At 37.7% G+C, this 21,804-nt stretch carries 22 protein-coding genes; 1 reads left to right on the top strand and 21 read right to left on the bottom strand.

From position 1 onward, the window contains the following. Nucleotides 1-8: 8 nt before the first annotated feature. The 9 genes from J2Z26_RS04965 to J2Z26_RS04925 all read right to left on the bottom strand — a co-directional run bounded on the left by J2Z26_RS04965 (nucleotide 9) and on the right by J2Z26_RS04925 (nucleotide 7,111). Nucleotides 9-785, bottom strand: a complete 777-nt coding sequence (locus J2Z26_RS04965; RefSeq protein ID WP_193536124.1) for an ABC transporter ATP-binding protein — start codon at nucleotides 783-785, stop codon at nucleotides 9-11. Between the two features lie 203 nt (nucleotides 786-988). After that, nucleotides 989-1,291, bottom strand: a complete 303-nt coding sequence (locus J2Z26_RS04960) for an EthD family reductase (protein ID WP_193536123.1) — start codon at nucleotides 1,289-1,291, stop codon at nucleotides 989-991. A 139-nt stretch (nucleotides 1,292-1,430) separates the two neighbouring features. Beyond that, on the bottom strand, nucleotides 1,431-2,279 hold the full coding sequence (locus J2Z26_RS04955; RefSeq protein WP_193536121.1) for a hypothetical protein: 849 nt from the start codon (nucleotides 2,277-2,279) through the stop codon (nucleotides 1,431-1,433). 131 nt (nucleotides 2,280-2,410) lie between these two features. Further along, complete coding sequence (locus J2Z26_RS04950; RefSeq protein WP_193536119.1) at nucleotides 2,411-2,983, bottom strand: branched-chain amino acid aminotransferase; 573 nt, start codon at nucleotides 2,981-2,983, stop codon at nucleotides 2,411-2,413. A 67-nt stretch (nucleotides 2,984-3,050) separates the two neighbouring features. Continuing rightward, on the bottom strand, nucleotides 3,051-3,806 hold the full coding sequence (locus J2Z26_RS04945; protein ID WP_193536117.1) for an exodeoxyribonuclease III: 756 nt from the start codon (nucleotides 3,804-3,806) through the stop codon (nucleotides 3,051-3,053). Between the two features lie 121 nt (nucleotides 3,807-3,927). Continuing rightward, complete coding sequence (locus tag J2Z26_RS04940; RefSeq protein ID WP_193536115.1) at nucleotides 3,928-4,527, bottom strand: response regulator transcription factor; 600 nt, start codon at nucleotides 4,525-4,527, stop codon at nucleotides 3,928-3,930. Continuing rightward, complete coding sequence (locus tag J2Z26_RS04935; protein WP_193536114.1) at nucleotides 4,524-5,660, bottom strand: sensor histidine kinase; 1,137 nt, start codon at nucleotides 5,658-5,660, stop codon at nucleotides 4,524-4,526. The genes J2Z26_RS04940 and J2Z26_RS04935 overlap by 4 nt, the downstream gene beginning before the upstream one ends. A gap of 69 nt (nucleotides 5,661-5,729) precedes the next feature. Next, entirely contained in the window at nucleotides 5,730-6,761 is a 1,032-nt protein-coding gene (desA, locus tag J2Z26_RS04930; RefSeq protein ID WP_193536112.1) for a Delta(5) desaturase DesA, read from the bottom strand. Between the two features lie 110 nt (nucleotides 6,762-6,871). Beyond that, nucleotides 6,872-7,111 (bottom strand): glutaredoxin family protein, encoded by a 240-nt coding sequence (locus tag J2Z26_RS04925; protein WP_193536110.1) that lies wholly within the window; start codon nucleotides 7,109-7,111, stop codon nucleotides 6,872-6,874. 127 nt (nucleotides 7,112-7,238) lie between these two features. Between J2Z26_RS04925 and J2Z26_RS04920 the strand changes: the two genes are divergently transcribed. Then, nucleotides 7,239-8,498 carry an ATP-binding protein gene (locus J2Z26_RS04920; RefSeq protein ID WP_193536108.1) on the top strand — a complete coding sequence of 420 codons (1,260 nt, stop codon included), beginning with the start codon at nucleotides 7,239-7,241 and terminating at the stop codon, nucleotides 8,496-8,498. Nucleotides 8,499-8,538: 40 nt separating this feature from the next. Here the strand turns inward: J2Z26_RS04920 and J2Z26_RS04915 are convergent, their stop codons facing one another. The 12 genes from J2Z26_RS04915 to J2Z26_RS04860 form a co-directional block, all read right to left on the bottom strand. After that, nucleotides 8,539-8,883 carry a hypothetical protein gene (locus J2Z26_RS04915; protein ID WP_209794311.1) on the bottom strand — a complete coding sequence of 115 codons (345 nt, stop codon included), beginning with the start codon at nucleotides 8,881-8,883 and terminating at the stop codon, nucleotides 8,539-8,541. A gap of 730 nt (nucleotides 8,884-9,613) precedes the next feature. After that, entirely contained in the window at nucleotides 9,614-10,768 is a 1,155-nt protein-coding gene (locus J2Z26_RS04910) for a homogentisate 1,2-dioxygenase (protein ID WP_193538628.1), read from the bottom strand. 16 nt (nucleotides 10,769-10,784) lie between these two features. Next, nucleotides 10,785-11,693 carry a fumarylacetoacetate hydrolase family protein gene (locus tag J2Z26_RS04905; RefSeq protein ID WP_193538630.1) on the bottom strand — a complete coding sequence of 303 codons (909 nt, stop codon included), beginning with the start codon at nucleotides 11,691-11,693 and terminating at the stop codon, nucleotides 10,785-10,787. Nucleotides 11,694-11,708: 15 nt separating this feature from the next. Beyond that, nucleotides 11,709-12,317: a flavin reductase family protein gene (locus tag J2Z26_RS04900; RefSeq protein WP_193538631.1), complete on the bottom strand. Its 609-nt coding sequence runs from the start codon at nucleotides 12,315-12,317 to the stop codon at nucleotides 11,709-11,711. A 3-nt stretch (nucleotides 12,318-12,320) separates the two neighbouring features. Further along, nucleotides 12,321-13,415, bottom strand: a complete 1,095-nt coding sequence (hisC, locus tag J2Z26_RS04895) for a histidinol-phosphate transaminase (RefSeq protein ID WP_193538633.1) — start codon at nucleotides 13,413-13,415, stop codon at nucleotides 12,321-12,323. A gap of 258 nt (nucleotides 13,416-13,673) precedes the next feature. Continuing rightward, entirely contained in the window at nucleotides 13,674-14,789 is a 1,116-nt protein-coding gene (gene hppD / locus J2Z26_RS04890) for a 4-hydroxyphenylpyruvate dioxygenase (protein WP_193538635.1), read from the bottom strand. A 118-nt stretch (nucleotides 14,790-14,907) separates the two neighbouring features. Then, the gene (gene lpdA / locus J2Z26_RS04885; RefSeq protein WP_193538636.1) at nucleotides 14,908-16,344 is read right to left on the bottom strand and encodes a dihydrolipoyl dehydrogenase; all 1,437 of its coding nucleotides are present in this window, start codon (nucleotides 16,342-16,344) and stop codon (nucleotides 14,908-14,910) included. Further along, on the bottom strand, nucleotides 16,345-17,571 hold the full coding sequence (locus J2Z26_RS04880; protein WP_193538638.1) for a dihydrolipoamide acetyltransferase family protein: 1,227 nt from the start codon (nucleotides 17,569-17,571) through the stop codon (nucleotides 16,345-16,347). Nucleotides 17,572-17,582: 11 nt separating this feature from the next. Continuing rightward, complete coding sequence (locus tag J2Z26_RS04875; RefSeq protein ID WP_193538640.1) at nucleotides 17,583-18,578, bottom strand: alpha-ketoacid dehydrogenase subunit beta; 996 nt, start codon at nucleotides 18,576-18,578, stop codon at nucleotides 17,583-17,585. Then, entirely contained in the window at nucleotides 18,578-19,645 is a 1,068-nt protein-coding gene (gene pdhA / locus J2Z26_RS04870; protein ID WP_193538641.1) for a pyruvate dehydrogenase (acetyl-transferring) E1 component subunit alpha, read from the bottom strand. Before pdhA ends, J2Z26_RS04875 begins: the two co-directional genes overlap by 1 nt. A gap of 75 nt (nucleotides 19,646-19,720) precedes the next feature. Then, entirely contained in the window at nucleotides 19,721-20,827 is a 1,107-nt protein-coding gene (locus tag J2Z26_RS04865; RefSeq protein ID WP_193539707.1) for a Leu/Phe/Val dehydrogenase, read from the bottom strand. 107 nt (nucleotides 20,828-20,934) lie between these two features. Then, the gene (locus J2Z26_RS04860) at nucleotides 20,935-21,321 is read right to left on the bottom strand and encodes a thioesterase family protein (RefSeq protein WP_193538643.1); all 387 of its coding nucleotides are present in this window, start codon (nucleotides 21,319-21,321) and stop codon (nucleotides 20,935-20,937) included. Nucleotides 21,322-21,804: the final 483 nt, after the last annotated feature.

Genomic DNA, 21,804 nt, shown 5'->3' with positions numbered 1-21,804 from the left:
CCCGATTGTTAGCCTACTTGCTCTTCATCCTCACCTAAGTAAGCATTGATAACTTGTTGATTATTTTGTATTTCATTTGGTGTCCCATAGCCTATTAACTTTCCGAAGTCTAAAACAGCGATATGATCTGAAAGGTCCATTACGACTCGCATATCATGCTCGATTAAAATGATGGTCGTCTGTTTTTCAGCATGAATATCAATAATATAACGAGCCATGTCTTCTTTCTCTTCACTGTTCATTCCGGCCATCGGCTCATCAAGTAACAATAGCTCTGGCTCAAGTGCTAATGCTCTTCCTACCTCTACCCGCTTTTGTAAACCATAAGACAATCTGCCAACTGGGGTATTTCGGATATCTTCAATTTCAAGAAAGTCAATTACCTCCTCAACCTTCTCTCTGTGCTCAATTTCCTCTTTTTGAGCCTTCCCCCAGTAGAATCCGCCTGAAAGTAGACCCGTTTTCATTCTTGCATGTCTGCCAAGCATTAAGTTGTCCAAAACCGATAAATGAGGAAAAAGCTCAATGTTTTGGAAAGCTCTAGCAATGCCCATGCCGGCTCGTTTATGTGGTTTTAATTGAGTGATATCTTCGCCTTTATAGCAAATGGCACCACTCGTGGGTCGATATAACCCACTTATACAGTTCAACATACTCGTTTTACCGGCACCATTTGGTCCGATTAACGAGAAAATCTCACCTTCTTTTACCTCATATGTAACCTGATTTAGTGCCGTAACACCCCCGAAACGTAACGTGATATCCTTGATTTCTAAAATCCCCAAATTTCTTCCTCCTTTCGGGAAATTCTGCAAGCGCTTACGATTCTGAAAAATCGAAATACTTAAACAATATATTCTTCGTGTTCCAGAAATATCCTTGTTAGTTTTTATAATTTTTAAACAATTTAGTATATTTTAATAAAAATAGGCCAAAACTCCCGGTACATCATCGCTTTAAAGCACCGGGGGTCAGGCCCCAAAAGACATTATTCTATTATAGTGATGATGGGTGGCTTGTGAAGGTATTGGAATAGTTCTTTGCCATCTTCTTCTGTCGCTTTCGCTTCTGGGCTAGCTAGTGAATCAATAAGTGTACTCATATTCTCAAATTCAAGTATTGTTATTAAATATAGATTAAGATCTGTATTTTCATTTTGGATCACTCTGTGAATGGAATCCTTTTTCAAATTCGGAATCTTTTTTCCTAGAGGCACATGAACTTTAAAATAATGCTTCTCAAACCCTTCAACATCTTTTGGTTTCTCGTACATTATGACCACCTTAGCCATTAACCAACACCTCTTTATACGAAATTTTTTCATTACAATATATTCTGTAACAACCATTTAATTCCGAAAAAGAAATAAGCCTGACCTCCGGTGCGTCAACGCTTTAAAGTACCCGGGGGTCAGGCCCCAAAAGACATATTTATTCAATATTTGTTAGAATGTATTGACCGTCTTTGTTTTTATAGTATTCTACGATAACACGTTGATTTTTATCGAAGCTGCTCCAGTCAACATTTTTGATTTCTCCAATTTGGAGTGTTAGTTGTTGGAATTCTGTGTTTACTTGAATGGAATTCGCATCTACTTGACCTACATAGGCTGCTTCTTCTCGAATTGTATCTGCTTTTGTTTCTTCTTTGCTTCCCCCACCTACTACTTCTATATGCTGTAGTACATGTTGACCTTTGCTATTTTTAACATACTCAATGATAACATGTTGGTTTTTAGGTAGGTTACTCCAGTTAACATTGACTGTCTCTGAAATTTGTAGAGTTAACGATTCAAACTCTGTATTCACTTGGATTGAGTTACCATCCACTTGCCCTACATAAGCTGCCTCTACACGAATCACTTTTTCTTTACTGTCGGGCTTTTTAGTCTCTTCTTCCTTCTTCTCTTCAACCACATTGATGCTAGTTAACATATATTGATCATTCTCATTTTGATAATACTCGATGATAACATGTGCATTCTTAACGATAGAACTCCAATCAACGCCAGTAACCTCCGTAGTTTGTAGAGTTAACGATTGCGATTCTGTATTTACTTGAATTGAGTTTGCATCGACTTGACCTACATATGCTCCTTCTTCTCTCACCATTTCCTTCTCAGTTTCTTCTTGCTTGTTTTCTGTTTCTTCACCAGCTCCATTTACAGGTGTAGCCTGTTCCACTGCATCTCCAGAACTGTCGTCATTCCCCATTCCGCAAGCCGCAAGTGTCATTACTATAATCATCAACATTGGTAGCATTTTAAACCATTTCATCATTTCTATTCACCTCATAATTTTTTGTTTTACACTTATGAGACGGTTATATTACCAAATTGTTACATCATTTAAAGAAAAAGTTTCAAAAAAATAAGGGTGAAATCATAAACATGATTTACACCCATTTATCCTTATTTCTCTAATGTAGTAACTAGTTTAAACAGCAGTTGATGTATCATTAAGTAAGCCTCACCAATGGTTAACTCATCAGAAAAACCCTTTACATAATTTAGTGAGAAATTAATATCCCATATTCCTTCATCACCATTAAACATTGCTGCATATTTAAGTAAATCACCTTCGAGCTCCGTTTCAAGAAAAGATTTGATCACTGGTCCAACATTTTTCTTCTGCTTTAACCCTACCATAACTCCATAGGTCTTAAACACATCATCTAGTTCAAGTGACGCTGCATCTACCCCTAAAGCATCAAACCATTTGGACTCCATATAGATATATTCATCTTTGTGTTTTTGTAGGTAGCTTAAGGGTTGACGTAAAAATTCTACGTCAGCTTCAGCAATAATTTCTTCATTCTCTTTATGACTCCTAACAATATAGGCATCTGAAAAACGAGATGCAAGTTCGATGGTTCCAACCTTTACATTCTCTAAGGAAATACCCTGTTTCTCTGCATACTCTTTTTCAAGCTCCGTTACATCAGCCTTTGCTATTACCATCTCTTCTAGAAATGCTTTTACCATTCACTTTTCCTCCTATACCAACTCATACAAACAGTATTCCCAAATCAACCGATCCATTTACAAAAAATTATAACTCTACCTCAATACAAACAGGACAATGGTCACTTCCCAAGATTTCAGAATGAATCTGCGAATCTTTTAACAAAGAAGCTAGTCGTTCAGACATAATAAAATAATCAATTCGCCAACCGATATTACGCTCTCTTACCTTATTCATGTAGGACCACCATGTAAAGGAATCTATTTGGTCAGGATATAGATGTCTAAAAGAATCAATAAATCCAGCACTTAATAATTTGGTCATTTCCCCACGTTCTTCATCTGTAAAACCTGAGTTTCCTGTATTCGGCTTTGGATTTTTTAAATCAATTTCCTGGTGAGCAACATTTAAATCACCACATAAAATAACGGGCTTTTCATTATTTAAATCAATTAAATAGTTTCGTAGATTTACTTCCCACTCTAATCTTACTGAAAGCCTTGCTAAGTCCCGTTGAGAGTTTGGTGTATAGACATTCACTAAATAAAAGTCTTTAAATTCTAATGTGATAATTCTTCCTTCAGATTCGGAATCATTTGTACCAACACCATATGAACATGATATAGGTTTTTCTTTTGTAAAAATAGCCGTACCAGAATAGCCTTTCTTTTCCGCATAGTTCCAATACTGATGATAACCTTCTAAATCAAGGTTGATTTGTCCTTCTTGTAGTTTTGTTTCCTGTAAACAGAAAATATCTGCATCAACTGAGTGAAAGTAATCTAAAAACCCTTTCCCTACACACGCTCTAATCCCGTTTACATTCCATGATACCATTTTCATGTTACTCTTCTCCTTACTTTAAAAACAAGTATGCTAGATTAATCTGTGAATCTATCATATCCTATTATCTTAGAAAAATAAAAAAAGTTATGCTTTACTACATAACTTTTTAGACCACACCCTATTTAAACCAGCCTTTTTCCTTGGATTGCGTAATGGCTTCAATCCGATTTTTAACTTCCAGTTTTTCTAAAATAGCAGATATATAGTTTCTAACCGTTCCTGTTTTAATTCTAAGTTCCTCTGCAATTTCCTGAGTATTTTTACCATCAGCAACTAACTCAAGAACTTCCTTCTCACGCTCTGTAAGTGGGTTCTCCTCACTATAGACGTCATCCATCAGTTCTGGGGCATAAATTCTCTTTCCAGCAAGACAAAAGCGAATAGAACTTGCTAATTCCTCACTCGGACTATCCTTTAATAGATAACCACTTACTCCTGCTTTTAAGGCACGTTGAAAATAACCCGTACGAGCAAATGTTGTTAAGATAATGAGTTTACAGTCAAATCCTTTTAATTCTTCTGCTGCCTCAAGACCAGATTTTTCAGGCATTTCGATATCCATGATGCATACATCTGGTTGAAGTTTACGAACGAGATCGATTGCCTCTTGACCATTACTTGCCTTTCCGATGACTTCCATATCATCTTCTAAGTTAAGTAATGATCCTAATGCTCCTAACATCATTCGCTGATCTTCAGCTATGACAATCCTTATCATATCTGGTCCCTCCTATCCGGCTGCTTTACTACATTTGGTATTTTCATAATTACCGTCGTTCCCTGGTCTGATATAATCTCCAAAATCCCATTTACAAACTCAAGGCGTTCTTCTATTCCTTGAAGTCCACTACCTTTTCCAATGTCTGTCTCTTTTACAATCCCGATTCCGTTATCCTGAATGGTGACAGATACTTCATCCCAAGTTTGATTGATTGAAATACGACAAACTGTGGCCTTGCTATGCCTAACCACATTGGTTACAGCTTCCTTCATACACATACTTAAGATATTTTCGATAAACAACGATACATTCGCAAGGCTGACATCATCATCACAAACAAGTTCAATTTCAGCAGCCTTTAATAACTGCCTCACGCGGATAAGTTCTTCCTTTAAACGTATGCCACGCATTTGAGAAACCATTTTTCTAACTTCATTTAGCGCGGTTCTCGCTGTTTGTTGGACATCCTTAAGCTCATTTCGAGCCTGTTCTGGGTCCTTACTTATTAATTTACGTGCCAAGTCACTTTTTAAGCCGATAAGAGAAAGCTTTTGTCCCAGTGTATCGTGTAGATCTCTTGCAATTCTTTGCCGCTCCTCTTGCTTTACCAACTCAGCAATTCTTTTGTTCGCATCCTCTAGTTTCTCTTCAAGTAGATCTTGTTTTTTTCGATTGTGTATTGTAAATGGAAGAAGGATTACAGCAATCCACATGATAATAATAAACGGAATTTGTCTAAGGAACATCTCATCCTGCATGACAAAATTATAATTAATGGAAATGGTTGTACTGACAAGATGAATAATATATAAGGTCATAAAAGCAATTCGATTTTTTATATTTCCATTATAATAAGCGATATAAAAAGCAAAGTATACAAACTGAAAAAGTAATGTCATAGTAAACGATATTGCAATCAGAATACACGTCCATAGATAGACCGGCCACTTTTTCGAGATAAAAGCTAGACGATAGCTAATAAAAAAGACAATGGTCAACAGGATTCCAATTGCGATTTCAGTTGTGGAAGAAGATTGGAAAATAAAATAAAATGGCAATATACTAAAAACACTCCAAATATAGGGGGAAATCCCCCAGTTCTTTTGGAATAGCGCAAGTTTTTTCTTCATTTAAACCTCTTTAAAAATGTATTTACATGCAATCATATCACATTTGGAAAAGATTGCATGTAATTCGTTTTATTCTTCAACAATCACACGATTTTTCTTAATAACAGCTAGCTTTTCTTTAATATCCTTATATCCGACAAAAACTTTTTTGTCCTCGTCCCATAATCTAAATCTTAAGGATTGTAGACTTGTTGCCAGAGTAATCGTAGGTACATTTTGAAGTGGTTCACTTTGATTATGAGCTTCTTCTAGCTTATAGTTAGGGATTCTCGGGCTTAAATGGTGTACATGGTGATACCCAATATTACCAGTCATCCACTGAAGTATTTTAGGCAGCTTATAAAACGAACTTCCTTCAACAGCGGCTCTAACGTATTCCCAATGTGCATCTTCTTCAAAATAAGAATCCTCAAAGGTATGCTGTACATAAAACAACCATACACCTGCAGTTCCAGATATTAAAAAGATTGTACCTTGCACTAATAAAAACGATTGCCATCCAATTGCCCAACACATTAAGGCAATAATAGCGAAAATAGAAGTATTCGTAATGTACATATTAACGCGTTCTTTCCATCTTGCATTTCTACGGTTAAATCTGTTTTCAATCAGAAAGACATAAATCGGACCTAATATAAACATAACCAGCGGATTTCGGTATAGTCTATATGCAATGCGTTTCCAAATAGATGCTTCTATATATTCGTCAACTGTTAATACCCAAATGTCACCTGTCCCGCGCTTGTCTAAGTTAGAGCTCGTTGCATGGTGAACCGAGTGAGTGTGAGCCCATTGACTGTAAGGGAATAAAGTTAATATTCCTGTAATTGTCCCTACAATCTTATTCGCTGTTCGGTTTTTAAAGAAGGAATGGTGGCAGCAATCATGAAAAATGATAAAGGTCCTTACTAAAAAACCTCCTGCAAACACACTTATGATGAACGTTAGTATATAAGATATCTCAAGGCTAATATAGGCTAGAAACCAAAGCGCAAAAAAAGGTACAAGTGTGTTAATCATCTGTACTATACTGTCTCTAGTGTTCGATTTTTCAAAAGGTGCCATTTCTTTTCTAAGAGTTTTTTGATTTTGGTTTGTCATCTCATTTTCCTTCCATTTCGTTATTTTATCATACTATACTTTAACTAGAAGAAACATGGTAGACATAGATGTCATATCCAAAACATGATAAATGTCATGTATGTACTAGATTACTCCTTAGCTAGCTCTATTAATTCCTTTAATTCATTTGTAAATCCCTTTATAGCGCGATTTTCTAAAACTGTAACAGGCACTCCCATAAATCCTAACTGCTCAACTTCTTTTTGGAAGTTAGGGTTGATTGAAAGATCTCTCAGCTCAACTGGTATTCCCTCCTCTTCAAGTACTTTTTTTACCATAGTGCATTCAATACAGTCGTTTGTAGTATAGACAATTATTTTTTTAATCATGAAAATTCCTCCACATTTTTAAGATAAAGAAAAATTTGTAATATTATATAAATTCCTGTCATTTTCTGCTATGATTGTAATGGAATATGAACAAGAAACATTATGATTTATATAGGAGTGCAAAGGAATGTTTAGGCAAAAGGTAACAGATAAAATGAAGAAAAACTCCTACAATCTCTTTCTTTTATTTATACATTTAACTTTTATGATTTTAAATTTCTATCTCATTTTAAAAGAAGGCACACTTAGTAACTTAAATTATATCTTTTTACTCTCTTACTTGTTAATTTTATTTACTAGCGTTTATTTATTATTTTCCTACTATCGATCAAAAAGAGAAATTAAAAGACGAATTGAAAGTGAAGAGCGTTATAAACAATTAATAGATAATCACCCTGATGGTATCGTCATTCATGAAAAAGGTGTCATTTTGTATGTAAATCCAATTGCATTAAGTTACACAGGTCATGATGAACATGAAGTAATAGGCAGAAGTCTTCTAGATTTCACCCATATATCACACCATGAAAAAATAAAACTTAGACAACAAAAAATCTATGCCTCACCAGAAGAAATAGCCTTAGATTTAAGTGAATATGAGCTGGTCTCAAAGGATGGCTCGTCTACCTTTGTTGAATCAAAAGCGATTGTTTGTCAATTCAATAATAAACGTTGTGTTCAACTTGTCCTACGTAATATCAATGAACGTAAAAAGCAGGAAGAACTATTAAAGGCATCCGAGAAGCTAGCCGTTGTTGGACAAATTGCCGCTGGCATCGCCCATGAAATTAGGAATCCTCTTACTAGTATAAAAGGTTTTATACAGATGATGGGTGAAGATTCAAAGGGAGAACACTATTATGATGTACTTATGTCTGAAATAGACAGAATCAATCAGGTTACAAATGACTTCCTGATTTTAGCAAAACCACAGGCTCAAAATTTCAAGGTTCACCCTGTAAATCATATTATTAGGGAAGTAATTCTCCTTATGCAACCTGAAGCAATGCTGCATGATGTGGAGTTTACATACCTTCCTTATGATGAAGAGCTTCAATTATTATGTGACCGAAATGAGCTTAAACAAGTCTTTATTAATATTATAAAAAATTCAATAGAAGCGATGCCATCAGGCGGTTTTATCACAATACATACTTTTCCTATAGATAACAAAGTTCAAATTGAGCTCACAGATTCTGGTATAGGAATTCCTAAAGAACGAATTGTTAATATCGGACAACCTTTTTATACGTTAAAGGAAAAAGGAACAGGCTTAGGTTTGATGACCACTATAAAAATTATTGAAAAGCACAACGGTACCTTTCAGTTGCAAAGTGAAGAAGGAAAAGGGACCACGGTTACAATTGATTTTCCACTTATTCATTAACAAAGGGAAGCATCATTAGCTGCTCCCCTTTTTGTTCATATTACCACGGAAAACGTGGTCTGCGACGGTCGTCAATTCCTAGTACGTCATCGTCTCTTCTTCTCCGTTTACGACGATCATCAACTCCTAGTACGTCATCGTCCCTTCTACGTTTACGACGGTCGTCAAGTCCTAGTACGTCATCGTCTCTTCTACGTTTACGTCTGTCGTCAACCCCTAGTACGTCATCGTCTCTTCTACGTTTACGTCTGTCGTCAACTCCTAATACATCATCATCTCTTCTGCGTTTACGATCATGTCTTCTATCATCGTTTTCAATAACAATAACTTCATCAGCGTTGATAATCACACGATCAGCATCAATTCGTAATCTTCTTCTACTCAAAGGTATCCCTCCTTTTCCTGTAATTATTATTATTTTATGAAAGTAGATGTGAAGTGTGTGGACGAGTATGACAGGGTAAAGGTCTATTTGTTGTCTGCAGATTAAAGAACAATGTAAAAAAACTGGACAGCAAGTGTCCAGTTTTTACTTAATCGATATTGTAAATATGCTATGGAAATGGAGAGGAATGGTGAGAAGGACTATAAATATAAAACTATAAAAATAAAAGAGCCTGAGAATATTATGTATCCCCAGGCTCTTTGTTTCGTTGAGATATGTGATCTCATTGTCGGATTTTTGATTTTGAGGGTACAAAAACCTTTTTGTGACCTCATTTCTCCGATTCGGGTATTTCCCGAAACGTAAAACCCTTTACGTTACCTTATTTCCCCAATTCGGCTATTTCCCGAAACGTAAATCCGTTTACGTGACTCTATTTCCCCAATTCAGTAATTTCCCGAAATGTAAATCACTTTACGTTACCTTATTTCCCTGATTCGGCTATTTCCCGAAACGTAAATCCGTTTACGTGACCTCATTTCCCTGATTCGGCTATTTCCCGAAACGTAAATCCGTTTACGTGACCTAATTTCCCTGATTCGGCTATTTCCCGAAACGTAAATCCGTTTACGTGACCTAATTTCCCAGGTTAAGCTATTTCCCGATACGTAAATCCGTTTACGTGACCTCATTTCCCAGGTTCAGCTATTTTCCGAAACGTAAAGCTCTACTACTCCACCCAAGTATACATATATCCAGTATCCTCGTAATCCTTTGCCTTTTTCACAACCTTAAGCGGCTTAAATGTATCAATCATCACCGCTAGCTCAAGGGTTTCTTTTTTCCCGATACTTGCTTCCGTCTTCCCAGGGTGAGGCCCATGTGGAATCCCGCTTGGATGTAATGTAATGGACTCTAATTTAACTCCCTTACGGCTCATAAAATTACCTTCCACATAATAGAGAAGCTCATCACTATTCACATTGCTATGGTAATATGGTGCCGGAATCGCTTCCGGATGATAATCGAACAGCCTTGGTACAAACGAACAAACAACAAAATTATGTCCTTCAAACGTTTGATGAACAGGTGGTGGTTGATGAATACGTCCAGTGATTGGCTCAAAATCTTCAACATTAAAGACCCAAGGATACAAATATCCATCCCAACCAACTACATCAAGCGGATGATGGCCTAAAATATGAGAGTGTAAATATCCTCTCGTCTTTGTGATAACCTCAAACTCCCCTTTTTCATCAAAGTGCTCAAGAGTTTCAGGTCCTCGAATGTCTCGTTCACAGAATGGACTGTGCTCAAGCAATTGACCATATTCATTTCGATATCTTCGTGGCGTCGTAATTTGGCTGAATGACTCAATAAACAAAATCTTCGTCGGTGCACCCTCGTCAGGTACGACACGATAAATGGTTCCAATCGGAATCACAACATAATCTCCTGGGCGGTATGTAAGTGTCCCAAACATCGTTTCAACCTTACCACTACCATAATGGATAAAGAGCATTTCATCTCCGTCCCCATTTCGATAGTAATTATCCATTGCTTTATCAACATTCATTGCACCAATCAACAAATCATCATTTCCAAGCAAATACTCTCGTGCAGTCAGTGCATCCCCACTCTGCGAAAGCTTATCTGTGTAAAAATGACGATGATCTAGTGAACCTTGCTCTTCATACTCTGGCAAGTATTTGCCGATTAATTCCGACTTAACAACAGAGGTCGGCATATAGTGGTGATATAAAATAGACTGTGTTCCAGAAAATCCTTTCGTCCCCATCACTTGTTCTCGATAAAGACTGCCATCTTCTTTTCGAAAAGTTGTATGACGTTTATGTGGAATGTTCCCCATTGACCGATAATACATTTACTTCACCTTCTCCCTACCCTATTCGATTTTTTAAAACACCAAGACCCGTAATTTCTAGCTCCACTTCATCTCCAGGTTCTAACCAACGATGAACTTCTGTACCTAACTCTAGAATACAACCACTTCCAACCGTACCTGATCCAATAATTTCTCCAGGATACAATGTCACACCATCAGATGCTCGCTCAATCATTTCTCCAAATGAATAGTGAATATCTTTAAAATTACCCTTTGAAAGCAGCTCTCCATTCACCTTGGCTGTCATATCTAAGTCATAGCCCTTCAACGTTCGAAACGATTCGAGTTCATCCTTTGTAATAATCACAGGACCAATTGATGTTGCAAAGTCCTTACCTTTTGCTGGACCTAATCCTACCTTCATCTCCTGCCGCTGAAGATCTCTTGCACTCCAGTCATTTAAAATACAATAACCAAAGATATAGTCCTCAACTTCACTGGCTTTTATATTTGTCCCTTCTTTTCCAATCACACAAGCAATTTCCAGCTCATAATCAAGCCACTCACATTTACTTGGTCGTGTTATAACTTGATTCGGACCCTTTATTGCCATGTGGTTCGAAAAATAAAACACAGGTATCTCGTACCACTCTGGAATCATGTCTAGGCCTCGATTTTGTCTAGCTGTTTTCACATGCTGTTCGAAGGCATAGAAGTCTCTAAAGCTACGTGGGTTAGGGAGAGGAGAAACGATTTCAACCTCATCTAAAGCATAAACACTTTCTAAAGGCTCGGATAATGAAGATATAATATCCATATATTCTTCTTGCTTATCTAAAAATGAAAGCATATTGCAAGGAAGTTTTCCTTTACTTGTTTCAAACATATCAACAACATGGTGATTACCTAGCATCCATCCGGCACGCGACACACCATCTTTTTTTATAAACGTCACAAATTTCATAACATCACCTTAGGATTATTTTCGAATTAATTCAAATGTATCTGCCAATGGCTTTGTATATGTTTGACCAGCCATACGACCAATAGGGTTTAATTTTTCAGTAAGTATTCGACCATGATCATACAATTCATCCTTCACATGAACATGTTTCACTTTTCCAATGACCAAACTGCCCGCTCCAGGATGATCTCCAAAATCAAGTGCTTGGTGTAATTCACACTCTAAATGAACCAATGATTCCTTTACTCTTGGTGGTCTTACCGAAACACTTTCATCTTTTGTTAGACCTGAAGCATCTAGCTCATCTATATCTGGTGGATACTCAATTGCACAATCATTCATTTGAACGGCCATTTCTTCACTGACAATATTAATGACAAATTCCTTTGTCGACTCAATGTTTGTCAATGTATCTTTCTTTGCTCCATCTGTCCCACGTCTCATCGGTGAAAAACAAACCAACATTGGATCTGCTGAAATGACGGTAAAGAAACTGAACGGTGCGGCGTTAACTACTCCATCTTCAGAAATAGAAGTAACAAAAGCAATTGGACGAGGTAAAACTGAACCAACGAGTAGTTTGTAAGCATCTTTCCATTCAAGAGTTTCTGGTTTAATTTCCACGAGTTACACCACACTTTCTTTTAAAAACTGACCTATCGTCTCTATAAATGCATCATTATCTTTTCTCGTACCTAACGTCATCCGGAAGGCTTCAGCCCATCCAGACATCTGTAGACCTCTAACAATAAATCCTTTCTCCATAAGCAACGTAACAAGGGGCTGCTTGCTACAAACAAATAAAAAGTTTGTTTCGGATGGGTAAACCTGCATTCCTAAAGCAGTCAAAGCCTTAGACACATATACTCGCTCTTCACTGTTTTTCTTGGCACAATGCTTTATAAAGCCCTGATCCTCAAGAGCAACCGAAGCAGCATGTTGAGCTAGATGATTGACATTGAATACATCCTTTACCTTAGCAAGTTCCGTCACAATATCTTCAGCCATGATGCCATAGCCCACTCTTAGTCCTGCTAAGCCATAAATTTTTGAAAATGTTCTTAATACAATTAAATTAGGAAACTGTTCTAGTAATGGCAGTGTTTCTAAATAATCGTCAGTCATCACGTATTCGTAGTAAGCTTCATCAACCACCACAATAATGTTTTCAGGAACTCGCTTTATAAAATCGAACAGTTCCTCTTTGCCGACAATTGTTCCGGTCGGATTATTTGGATTACATACAAAAACCATTTTCGTTTTTTCAGTGACTGCTTCAAGCATCGCATCTAAATCATGTGTGCCATTGTTTAGAGGAACTTTAATTGGCTGTCCACCTTCAATCACAACATTTGTTTCATATCTCGGAAAGGTAATATCGGCCATGATTGCTTCATCTCCATGACGGATGTAAGCTCTTGTGAGCAGTCGGATCATTTCCTCAGAGCCGTTGCCGATAATAAATTGGCTCTTTGGAACGTTATAAAATCTTGCTAATTTTGAAATCAGTGTTGATGTTGTGCCATCTGGATAATAGAAAAGTTGATTCAGATTTTTGCTGATAGCCTCACGTACCTGTGGAGAACATCCGTACACGTTTTCGTTATCAGACATTTTTCGAATAACTTGTAAATTGTAATCCGTTTTAATTTCTTCAAGTGATTTGCCTAGAGCATATGGTTTAATTCCTTTTAGCTCTTCTCTGGCAATAATCTTAGACATGTAAGCACCTCAATTTTTAAAAATTGCTTTTGATAAAGGAAAGAAGGAGACCGCAATCTCCCTCTCTTTGGCTATGTTAATCTGAACTGTTGATTTCCGCTACAGGCACTCGCTTTCCGCGGGCGGTCCGTGAGCCTCCTCGGCGCGTTGCGCCTGTGGGGTCTCACTTTGACACACTACTCCCGCAGGAGTCTCGTGCCTTCCGCGGAAATCAACATAGTTGCAAAACTAACACTAAGCTTTCACATAATCTAACTCTTACAAGTTACCTCGTTTTTCTTGTTCACGTTCGATAGATTCAAAGAGTGCTTTGAAGTTACCTTCACCAAATCCACGAGCACCCTTTCGTTGGATGATTTCGATAAATAGGGTTGGACGGTCTACGATTGGTTTTGTGAAAATTTGTAGGAGATATCCTTCATCATCACGATCTACTAAAATATTTAATTCTTTAATTCTTTCAATCTCTTCATCAATTTCACCTACGCGCTCTGATAGCATTTCATAATAGGTGTCAGGAGTAGATAAAAACTCAACCCCATTTTTCTTTAGAGTAGCAACTGTGCTACAGATATCTTCTGTTAGAATTGCTAAATGCTGAACACCAGGTCCGTTATAGAAATCAAGGTATTCTTGGATTTGTGATTTTCTTTTACCTTCTGCAGGCTCGTTAATTGGGAATTTAATTCTTCCACCGTTATGCATTACTTTTGACATTAGTGCAGAGTATTCTGTTGTAATGTCTTTATCTGTAAAGTGCTTCAATTCTTTAAAGCCCATTACATTTGCATAGTAGTCAACCCATTCGCCCATGCTTTCTACATTGCCTACCACATGGTCAATTCCAATTAATTCTGCATCTTGATAAGGAATATTCATTTCTAATTCATTGAACCCTGGCAGGAACGTTCCTTTATAATTTTTACGTTCTACTAACGTATGAATGGTATCTCCATAAGTACCGATGACTGCTATTTTTACAATTCCATTGTCATCACTTAACTCAAAAGGAGGCGTGATCGCAATCCCACCACGAGAAACAGCCTCATTGTAAGCCTTTTCAACATCATCTACAGTTAACGCTACATCTCTAACACCATCTCCGTGTTTTTTTACAAATGAAGCCACACGGCTCTCCTCTGTTAATGAGCCTGTAATCACTAAACGGATTCGACGCTGTTGTAAAACATAAGACACTCTTTCACGATTCCCTGTTTCTAGTCCTGAATAAGCAACAGGCTTAAATCCAAATGCAGTACAGAAATAATGAGCCGCTTGTTTTGCATTTCCTGAATAAATCTCTAAATAATCTACCTCTCTTACTGGAAAAAAGTCTTCTTGAACAGTTGTTTCTTTCATAACTCTTTCTCTCATCTTTATTCCCCCTACTAAATTAATAATTTTCTGAATTAATAATATAGTAACTTTGCAAACTATCTCAAGAGTGTAATGTAAAGTTATAACGCTTTTTAGTAGTAAAGTGTTAATTCCGTTATACTTTTTCCTTCACTTTTTTTGGACTAGCATGAATTGCTTGATCCTTCAATGCCTCTACTGCCTCAAGTATTGCTTCATTCATGCTTGGGTGAGGATATAACGGAAAAGCTAAATCCTCATCTCTTGCAACCATTTCTAACGCAGTTGTCCCCATTGAAATAAGCTCAGTTGCTCCCTCACCGATGATATGCATACCTAATAACAGGTTCGTCTTTATATCCATAACCACTTTTACTAACCCGTCTTTTTGTCCGATAAGAGTAGCATATCCGTTACCTGCAATCGAAAATTGACCTGTTTTGACATCGTAGCCTTGTTGTAAAGCTTCTTTCTCTGTTAGACCTACCACAGCAATTGGTGGCTGGGTTTTTACGATGATTGGAACGAAGGTTAGATCAGCCTCTGAAGAAAATCCAGCACACATTTCTGCAGCAACTTTCCCCTCTTTAATTGCCTTTACAGCTAATTGTGGCCCTCCAGTAACATCTCCTACGGCAAAAATATGAGATTGTGAGGTTTGACAATGTTTATTTGTTAAAATAAAACCATCATCATTCATACTTACTCCGATCCGTTCTAGTCCTAGTTCCTTTGAATTAGGAGCATAGCTAGATGAAATAAATAATTTTGACGCCTTAGCCTGTACCGGCTCACCTTTTACTACTAAATCAAGAGTACAGTCATCAGAAATTGATGAAGCATCCATTACCTGTGCACCCTTTATGACTTTTATTTTAGACTTTTTAAAAATTCGTAAAAGCTCACGATTAATATTGTCATCAAACGGTAAATCTTCCTTCTGGTCATCTAGAACAAGCGTTACCTCAACTCCAAATGAATGAAAGCTCATCGCCATTTCAAGTGCGATGTAGTCACTTCCATACACAATCAAGCTTTCAGGAAATTCCTCAAGGCTCGTTATCGTCCATGGATTAAGAAGTACGTTACCTTCTACATTCGTAAACTTATTTGATATGTAAGGTGAACATCCCGTTGCAATGATTGCTTGTTTAAACCGATAGATTTCGTACTGATCGCCACTTTCCACCCCAATTTTAAATTCTGATAAAAAGAAAGCATGACCGGTAATCAGTTCGATTTTGTTTGCACTACAAAGGGACTCGACTCCCTTGCGTAACTGTTCCACCACTTTATTCTTGTAATCAATTAATTTTCTAAGATGAAAAGTAGGGTTTACACCCTCTATTCCGAAGTTGCTAAAATCCTTAACAGAAGTTAATTTTTTGGCACTTTCGGTAAAAACTTTAGAAGGTATACACCCTTTATTAAGACAAACTCCGCCCAAATGCTCTTTTTCTATTAGTGTCACTGACTTTCCAAGCTGAGCGGCCCTAATTGCCGCATGATATCCGCCTGGTCCACCACCGATTATTACAACATCTCTTTCATGTGCTAGTTCTCCTACAACCATCTATATCATCTCCAACAGTAGTAGTTTTGGGTCTTTAATTAAAGCAGCGAAACGATTTGTAAATGCAACCGCTGTGGCTCCATCGGTCACACGATGGTCAAAGGACATTGATAGATTCATAATGGAGCGAATGACAATTTGGTCGTCGTCTGTAACGACTGGCATTTTCTTCGTTTTGTGGAAGGAAATTAACCCAACCTCCGGATGCTGAATGATTGGAGTAGCCCCAATACTGCCACCAAGTGGACCAACATTACTTATCGTAAAAGTTCCACCTGTTATATCGTTCATAGTAAGCTTGTTCGCTTGCGCTTTTTGAGTAAGGATTTTCATCTGATCATGAATTTGAAGGAGTGATTTTGTTTGAACATCTCGAATTACCGGTACGATTAACCCTTCCGGAGTATCCGTGGCAATTCCGATGTTATGATTGGATTTCAACTTAATTTGCTCATTGTCTTCATCAAGCTCTGCATTGAAGATTGGAAACTCCTTTAAACAAATCGAGATTGCTTTAATAAAAAACGCAGTTGCTGAAATGGACTTATTTAGAGTCTTAAGCTCATTACGGAACTTGATCAAATTCGTAACATCTACTTCCTCAAAATGAGTGCAGTGTGGAATGGTATAAACAGATCTGACCATACTCTTCGCAATTTGTTTTCTACGTCCACGGAACGGTATTGTTTCAGTAGAATTAGGAGTTTGTAGAGAAGAAACAGCTCCCTTTTCAACTTTTTCTATCTCATTTGCTGATTCTATGGGTGTATTAACGATTGTATCTCCCTTTTCAAGGAATCTATAAACATCTTCATCTGTAATTCTTCCTGCAGGGCCTGTACCTGGTACTACCGAGAGATCCACCTGGTTCTCCCTAGCAATTTTTCTAGTATAAGGTGATGCCATAACACGTCTACTTTTATTCGTTTCAAAAATAAGGACCTGCTTTGGTTCTACAGCCTTTACCACTTCTTTAGGTAGTTCAACGGTATTCCCATCCTCAATAAGTAATAACGTCGTGCCAACACGAACGGTTTGCCCTTGTTCCACTAATAATTCCTTTACAATACCACTTTTAGGAGAGGGAATTTCTGCAGTCATTTTGTCCGTTTGAACCTCAACTAACGGATCATCTATGTTGACTGAATCTCCAGGCTTGACTAAGAAACAGTTAATGTCCGCTTCTGTCATACCTTCACCAATATCATGAAGCTTTACCTCGATCATCTTTTCCCCTCCTAAAATGTCATCACTTTATTTATTGCATATACAACACGCTCTGTAGTAGGCAAATAGTGGTTTTCGAATCCGAAATATGGAACAGGTACATCAAAGCCCGTCACACGTTCAATTGGGGCTTTTTGAAAAAGAAATGACGTATCATTAATAATTGAAACGATATCATTCCCCACTCCACCTGTAGCATGTGCCTCATGAACAATAACTGTTCTACCAGTCTTTTGTACGGACTCTGCAATAATATCCTTATCTAAAGGATAAAGGGTACGAAGATCAATAAGCTCACAGCTTACACCCTGTTCCTTCATTTCCTCGACGGCTTTCTGAGCAACAGGAATCATCGCTCCCCAAGCTAGAACAGTAACATCATCACCTTCTATTAACTTCTTTCCTTTTCCAATTTCAACAGTGTATTTACCTTCTGGAACCTCTTCACGCCCAGCGCGATAGTTGTGCATTGGCTCTAAGAATAAAACAGGGTCTGGATCTTCAATAGCTGCAATTAACAAGCCTTTCGCATCATATGGATTGGAAGGACAGACAACCTTAATCCCAGGCATGTGGGTAAAAATAGCTTCTGTACTGTCACAATGAATTTCTGGTGCTCTTACACCAGCTCCGTATGGGGCACGAATGACCATTGGCACAGTGAAATGTCCCATTGTTCTCATTCGTAAACGTGAAGCATGTGTCATAATTTGCTCATAAGCAGGATAAATAAAGCCAAGAAATTGGATTTCAACAACCGGACGGAAGCCATTTACAGCCATTCCAATTGCAGCACCAACGAAACCAGCTTCACTTAGGGGTGTATCCATTACCCTTGTCTCACCATACTTTTGTTGCAAACCATCTGTAGCACGGAAAACGCCACCATTCTTACCAATATCTTCACCTAGAACGATAACTTCCTCTGATTCTCCTAGCATTGTATCCATTGCATCTGTAATTGCTTGAACAAGGGTTAATGATTTTGTATTAATTGCTGTTGTCACTATTTTCCACCCCCGATTAACTTTAAGTAATCTTGTTTCTGCTGCTCAATCGTCCATGTTGGTGTTTCAAATACATAGTCAAATATATCTGCAGGGTTCGCAGTTGGGTATTGTTCCATTTCACTTACAGCTGCTTCAATTTCTTCTACAGCTTTGACTTCGACTTCCTTCACCCATTTTTCATCATACATGCCTTCATTTTTCATCCAACGCTCTAGACGAAGAATAGGATCAATTTCATTTCTTCTATCGTTACTTTCAGCTTGATTACGGTATTTAGTTGGGTCATCAGCTGTTGTATGTGCTCCATATCTCCAAGTTAGTGCCTCAATTAACGTTGGTCCTTCACCGTTTCGTCCACGTTCTAAAGCTTTTAATGTTTCAAAATACACAGCAAAAACATCATTTCCATCAATTCTGACACCAGGCATATCATAAGCAATGGCTTTTTGCGCAATAGTTTTTGAGTTCATCTGTTTATGTATTGGTACAGATATCGCATATTGGTTGTTTTGATTAAAGAAGACGACAGGCGCTTTTACAACACTTGCAAAATTCAAGCCTTCATGGAAATCACCTTCTGAAGTTGCTCCATCTCCAAAATAAGCAATAGCTGCATTTTTAGTTCCTTTAAGTTTTTCTGCATAAGCTGCCCCAGCGGCGTGTGGCAACTGTGTAGCAATCGGAATGCCAGGAGGAAAGATTTTCTTTCCATCTGGAGGCACGCATCCTTCATTACGTCCATTCCAAAAAAGAAGGATATTTCGTAATGAATGACCGAAAGTCATGGCTGCTCCATGGTCACGATAGGTTGGGAAGAACCAATCATCATCCTTTAAAGCTAATGCGCTACCAACCTGTGATGCCTCTTGTCCCTCATATGGTGCATAGGTTCCAATTCTCCCCTGTCGTTGGAGACTAATGGCCTTTCTGTCAAAGACTCTGATTCGAATTAAATGTTGAAGAAAGCTCTTGGCGAGGTCTTCTGTAATCCTATCCTTATATTCTGGAGAAACAAGATTTCCTTGTGTATCTATCACTTGTACGATTGGAAAATCTACTTGCATAATCCTCCCCCTCTCATAGATTGCTACTTTTGTAACATATTCACTATTTTTATGTTGTTATATTTCTAAAAAAAATCACGTTCTAACTGCCCATTTTGGACGTTTATTGTGTGAGAAAAAGCTATTACGCTGTGTTCTCGCTTTAATTCGTTGTTCACAGAACTGATTTGCTGCCTCGACTGTTGTAATTCCTTGTTCAGTTGAATATTGATACACATTTAAAAGAGAATTATAGATTGCTTTTGTTTGTCGTAATACTCGCTCTTTATTAGGAGTATAAAGCTCATCAGCTACTTGAATTAATCCACCAGCATTAACAATATAGTCAGGAGCATAAAGAATGCCGCGTTCCTGTAACAGTTGACCATGTTTCATTTCAAGAAGCTGATTGTTAGCTGATCCTACAATAGCCTTAACTCTAAGTTGGTCAATTGTTTTATCATTAATAATTCCACCCATAGCACAAGGGATGAAAATATCTGCATCGGCACTATAAATTTCGTCTGTACTTACAACTTTAATCCCTGCGCCTAATTTCTTGGCTTTAGCGACAAGCATATCAATGGCTTGTTGGTTGATATCTGTAACAAAAAGATCTGCCCCTTCTTCAAGCAATCTCTCTGCCACTTTATAACCAACTTTTCCAAGACCTTGAATCGAATAACTTCTTCCTGATAAATCGTCTGTACCCCATAGAACCTTATTCGTAGCTTGTAGTCCATAAATAACGCCTTGTGCTGTTGGAACTGAAGAATCACCACTGCCTCCATAGGCCTCGTCAACACCAACAATACAATTCGTTTCTTTTAAAGCATGCACAAAATCATCTGTTGTCGTCCCCATATCTGTACCTGTATAGAAACGCCCATTTAGAGATTCAACAAACTGACCAAAAGCACGGAAGAGTTCAGGACTTTTATCCTTTGTTGGATCACCAATGATTACAGCTTTCCCACCACCAAAATCAACATCGGAAACAGCACACTTATACGTCATCCCTTTAGATAATCTCAATACATCCTCTAACGCTTCATCAACACTTTTATACGGATACATACGGCACCCACCTAAAGCTGGTCCTAGCTTTGTACTATGAATGGCGATGATTGCTTGGAGACCTGTTGCCTCATCATTACAAAAAACGACCTGCTCGTGCTCTCTTATTTTCATAAAAAGATCCATTTGTGTTGAATCCCCCTTTTTCCCCGTTACTTTGATAGCGCTTTCAATCATTCTCGATTCATCCCCTTTATTTATATATTCGATAAGCGATTGTTAAAGTCGTTCTTTTACCCTTTAATAGCCTGCTGAATTTGAGTTTTGGGAAGGATGACTTGCTTTACCTCACCGACTCCTATTACCCCTTTTTCATTGTGGATAGAAACTTTGGTCATGACGATATTATCTAGTAATCTATCAAGGGTTGCTGTGACTGTGAGATTTGATCCTCGTGGAGATGGGGCAATATGTTTAACATTAACCGCTGCCCCCATCCCTTCCTCATGCTCTTCTAAAAAGGGAAGGATGATTTGTCTTGATGCCCATTCCATGTGGTATACCATCGATACTGTAGAATACACTGGGTGCACGACTTTACCTTCGAACTGGGCAAACATTTCAGGTGTAACTTGAACCTTTAATGTGGCTTTATGCCCCTCAATTAAACCAGGTTTCATTTCGAATCCCCCAACTCACACTATCAAGTATATGACGTTTATTTAACGATATAATACCATTTCGTTAAATGAGTAGTCAATGAATTGTGTTAATTTTTAACCAATTCACACGAATATAAAAATTCTTACTCTTTTGGGCTAATGCTTCAACTTAATAAAGTCCACTGAAAATCCACAGTTCTAACTTCAACATACAGAAACCTGTTTTTATGTGATCTCATTTTGCTTTGCTTAAAACCTCTGGATGAGAGCTCATAAATCTGTATATGTGACCTCATTTTGACCAAAACCTCTGGATGCTGGCTCATAAATCCGTTTATGTGACCTCATTTTGCTCAAAACTTCTGGTTGAGGGCTCATAAATCTGTTTATGTGACCTCATTTCGCTCGAAACCTCATATTGAGGGCTCATAAATTCGTTTATGTGACCTCATTTCGCCCGAAACCTCATATTGAGGGCTCATAAATCCGTTTATGTGACCT

The sequence above is a fragment of the Cytobacillus luteolus genome (assembly GCF_017873715.1).
Taxonomy (GTDB): Bacteria; Bacillota; Bacilli; order Bacillales; family Bacillaceae_L; genus Bacillus_BV; species Bacillus_BV luteola.
This window is presented reverse-complemented; position numbering and strand designations above follow the sequence as displayed.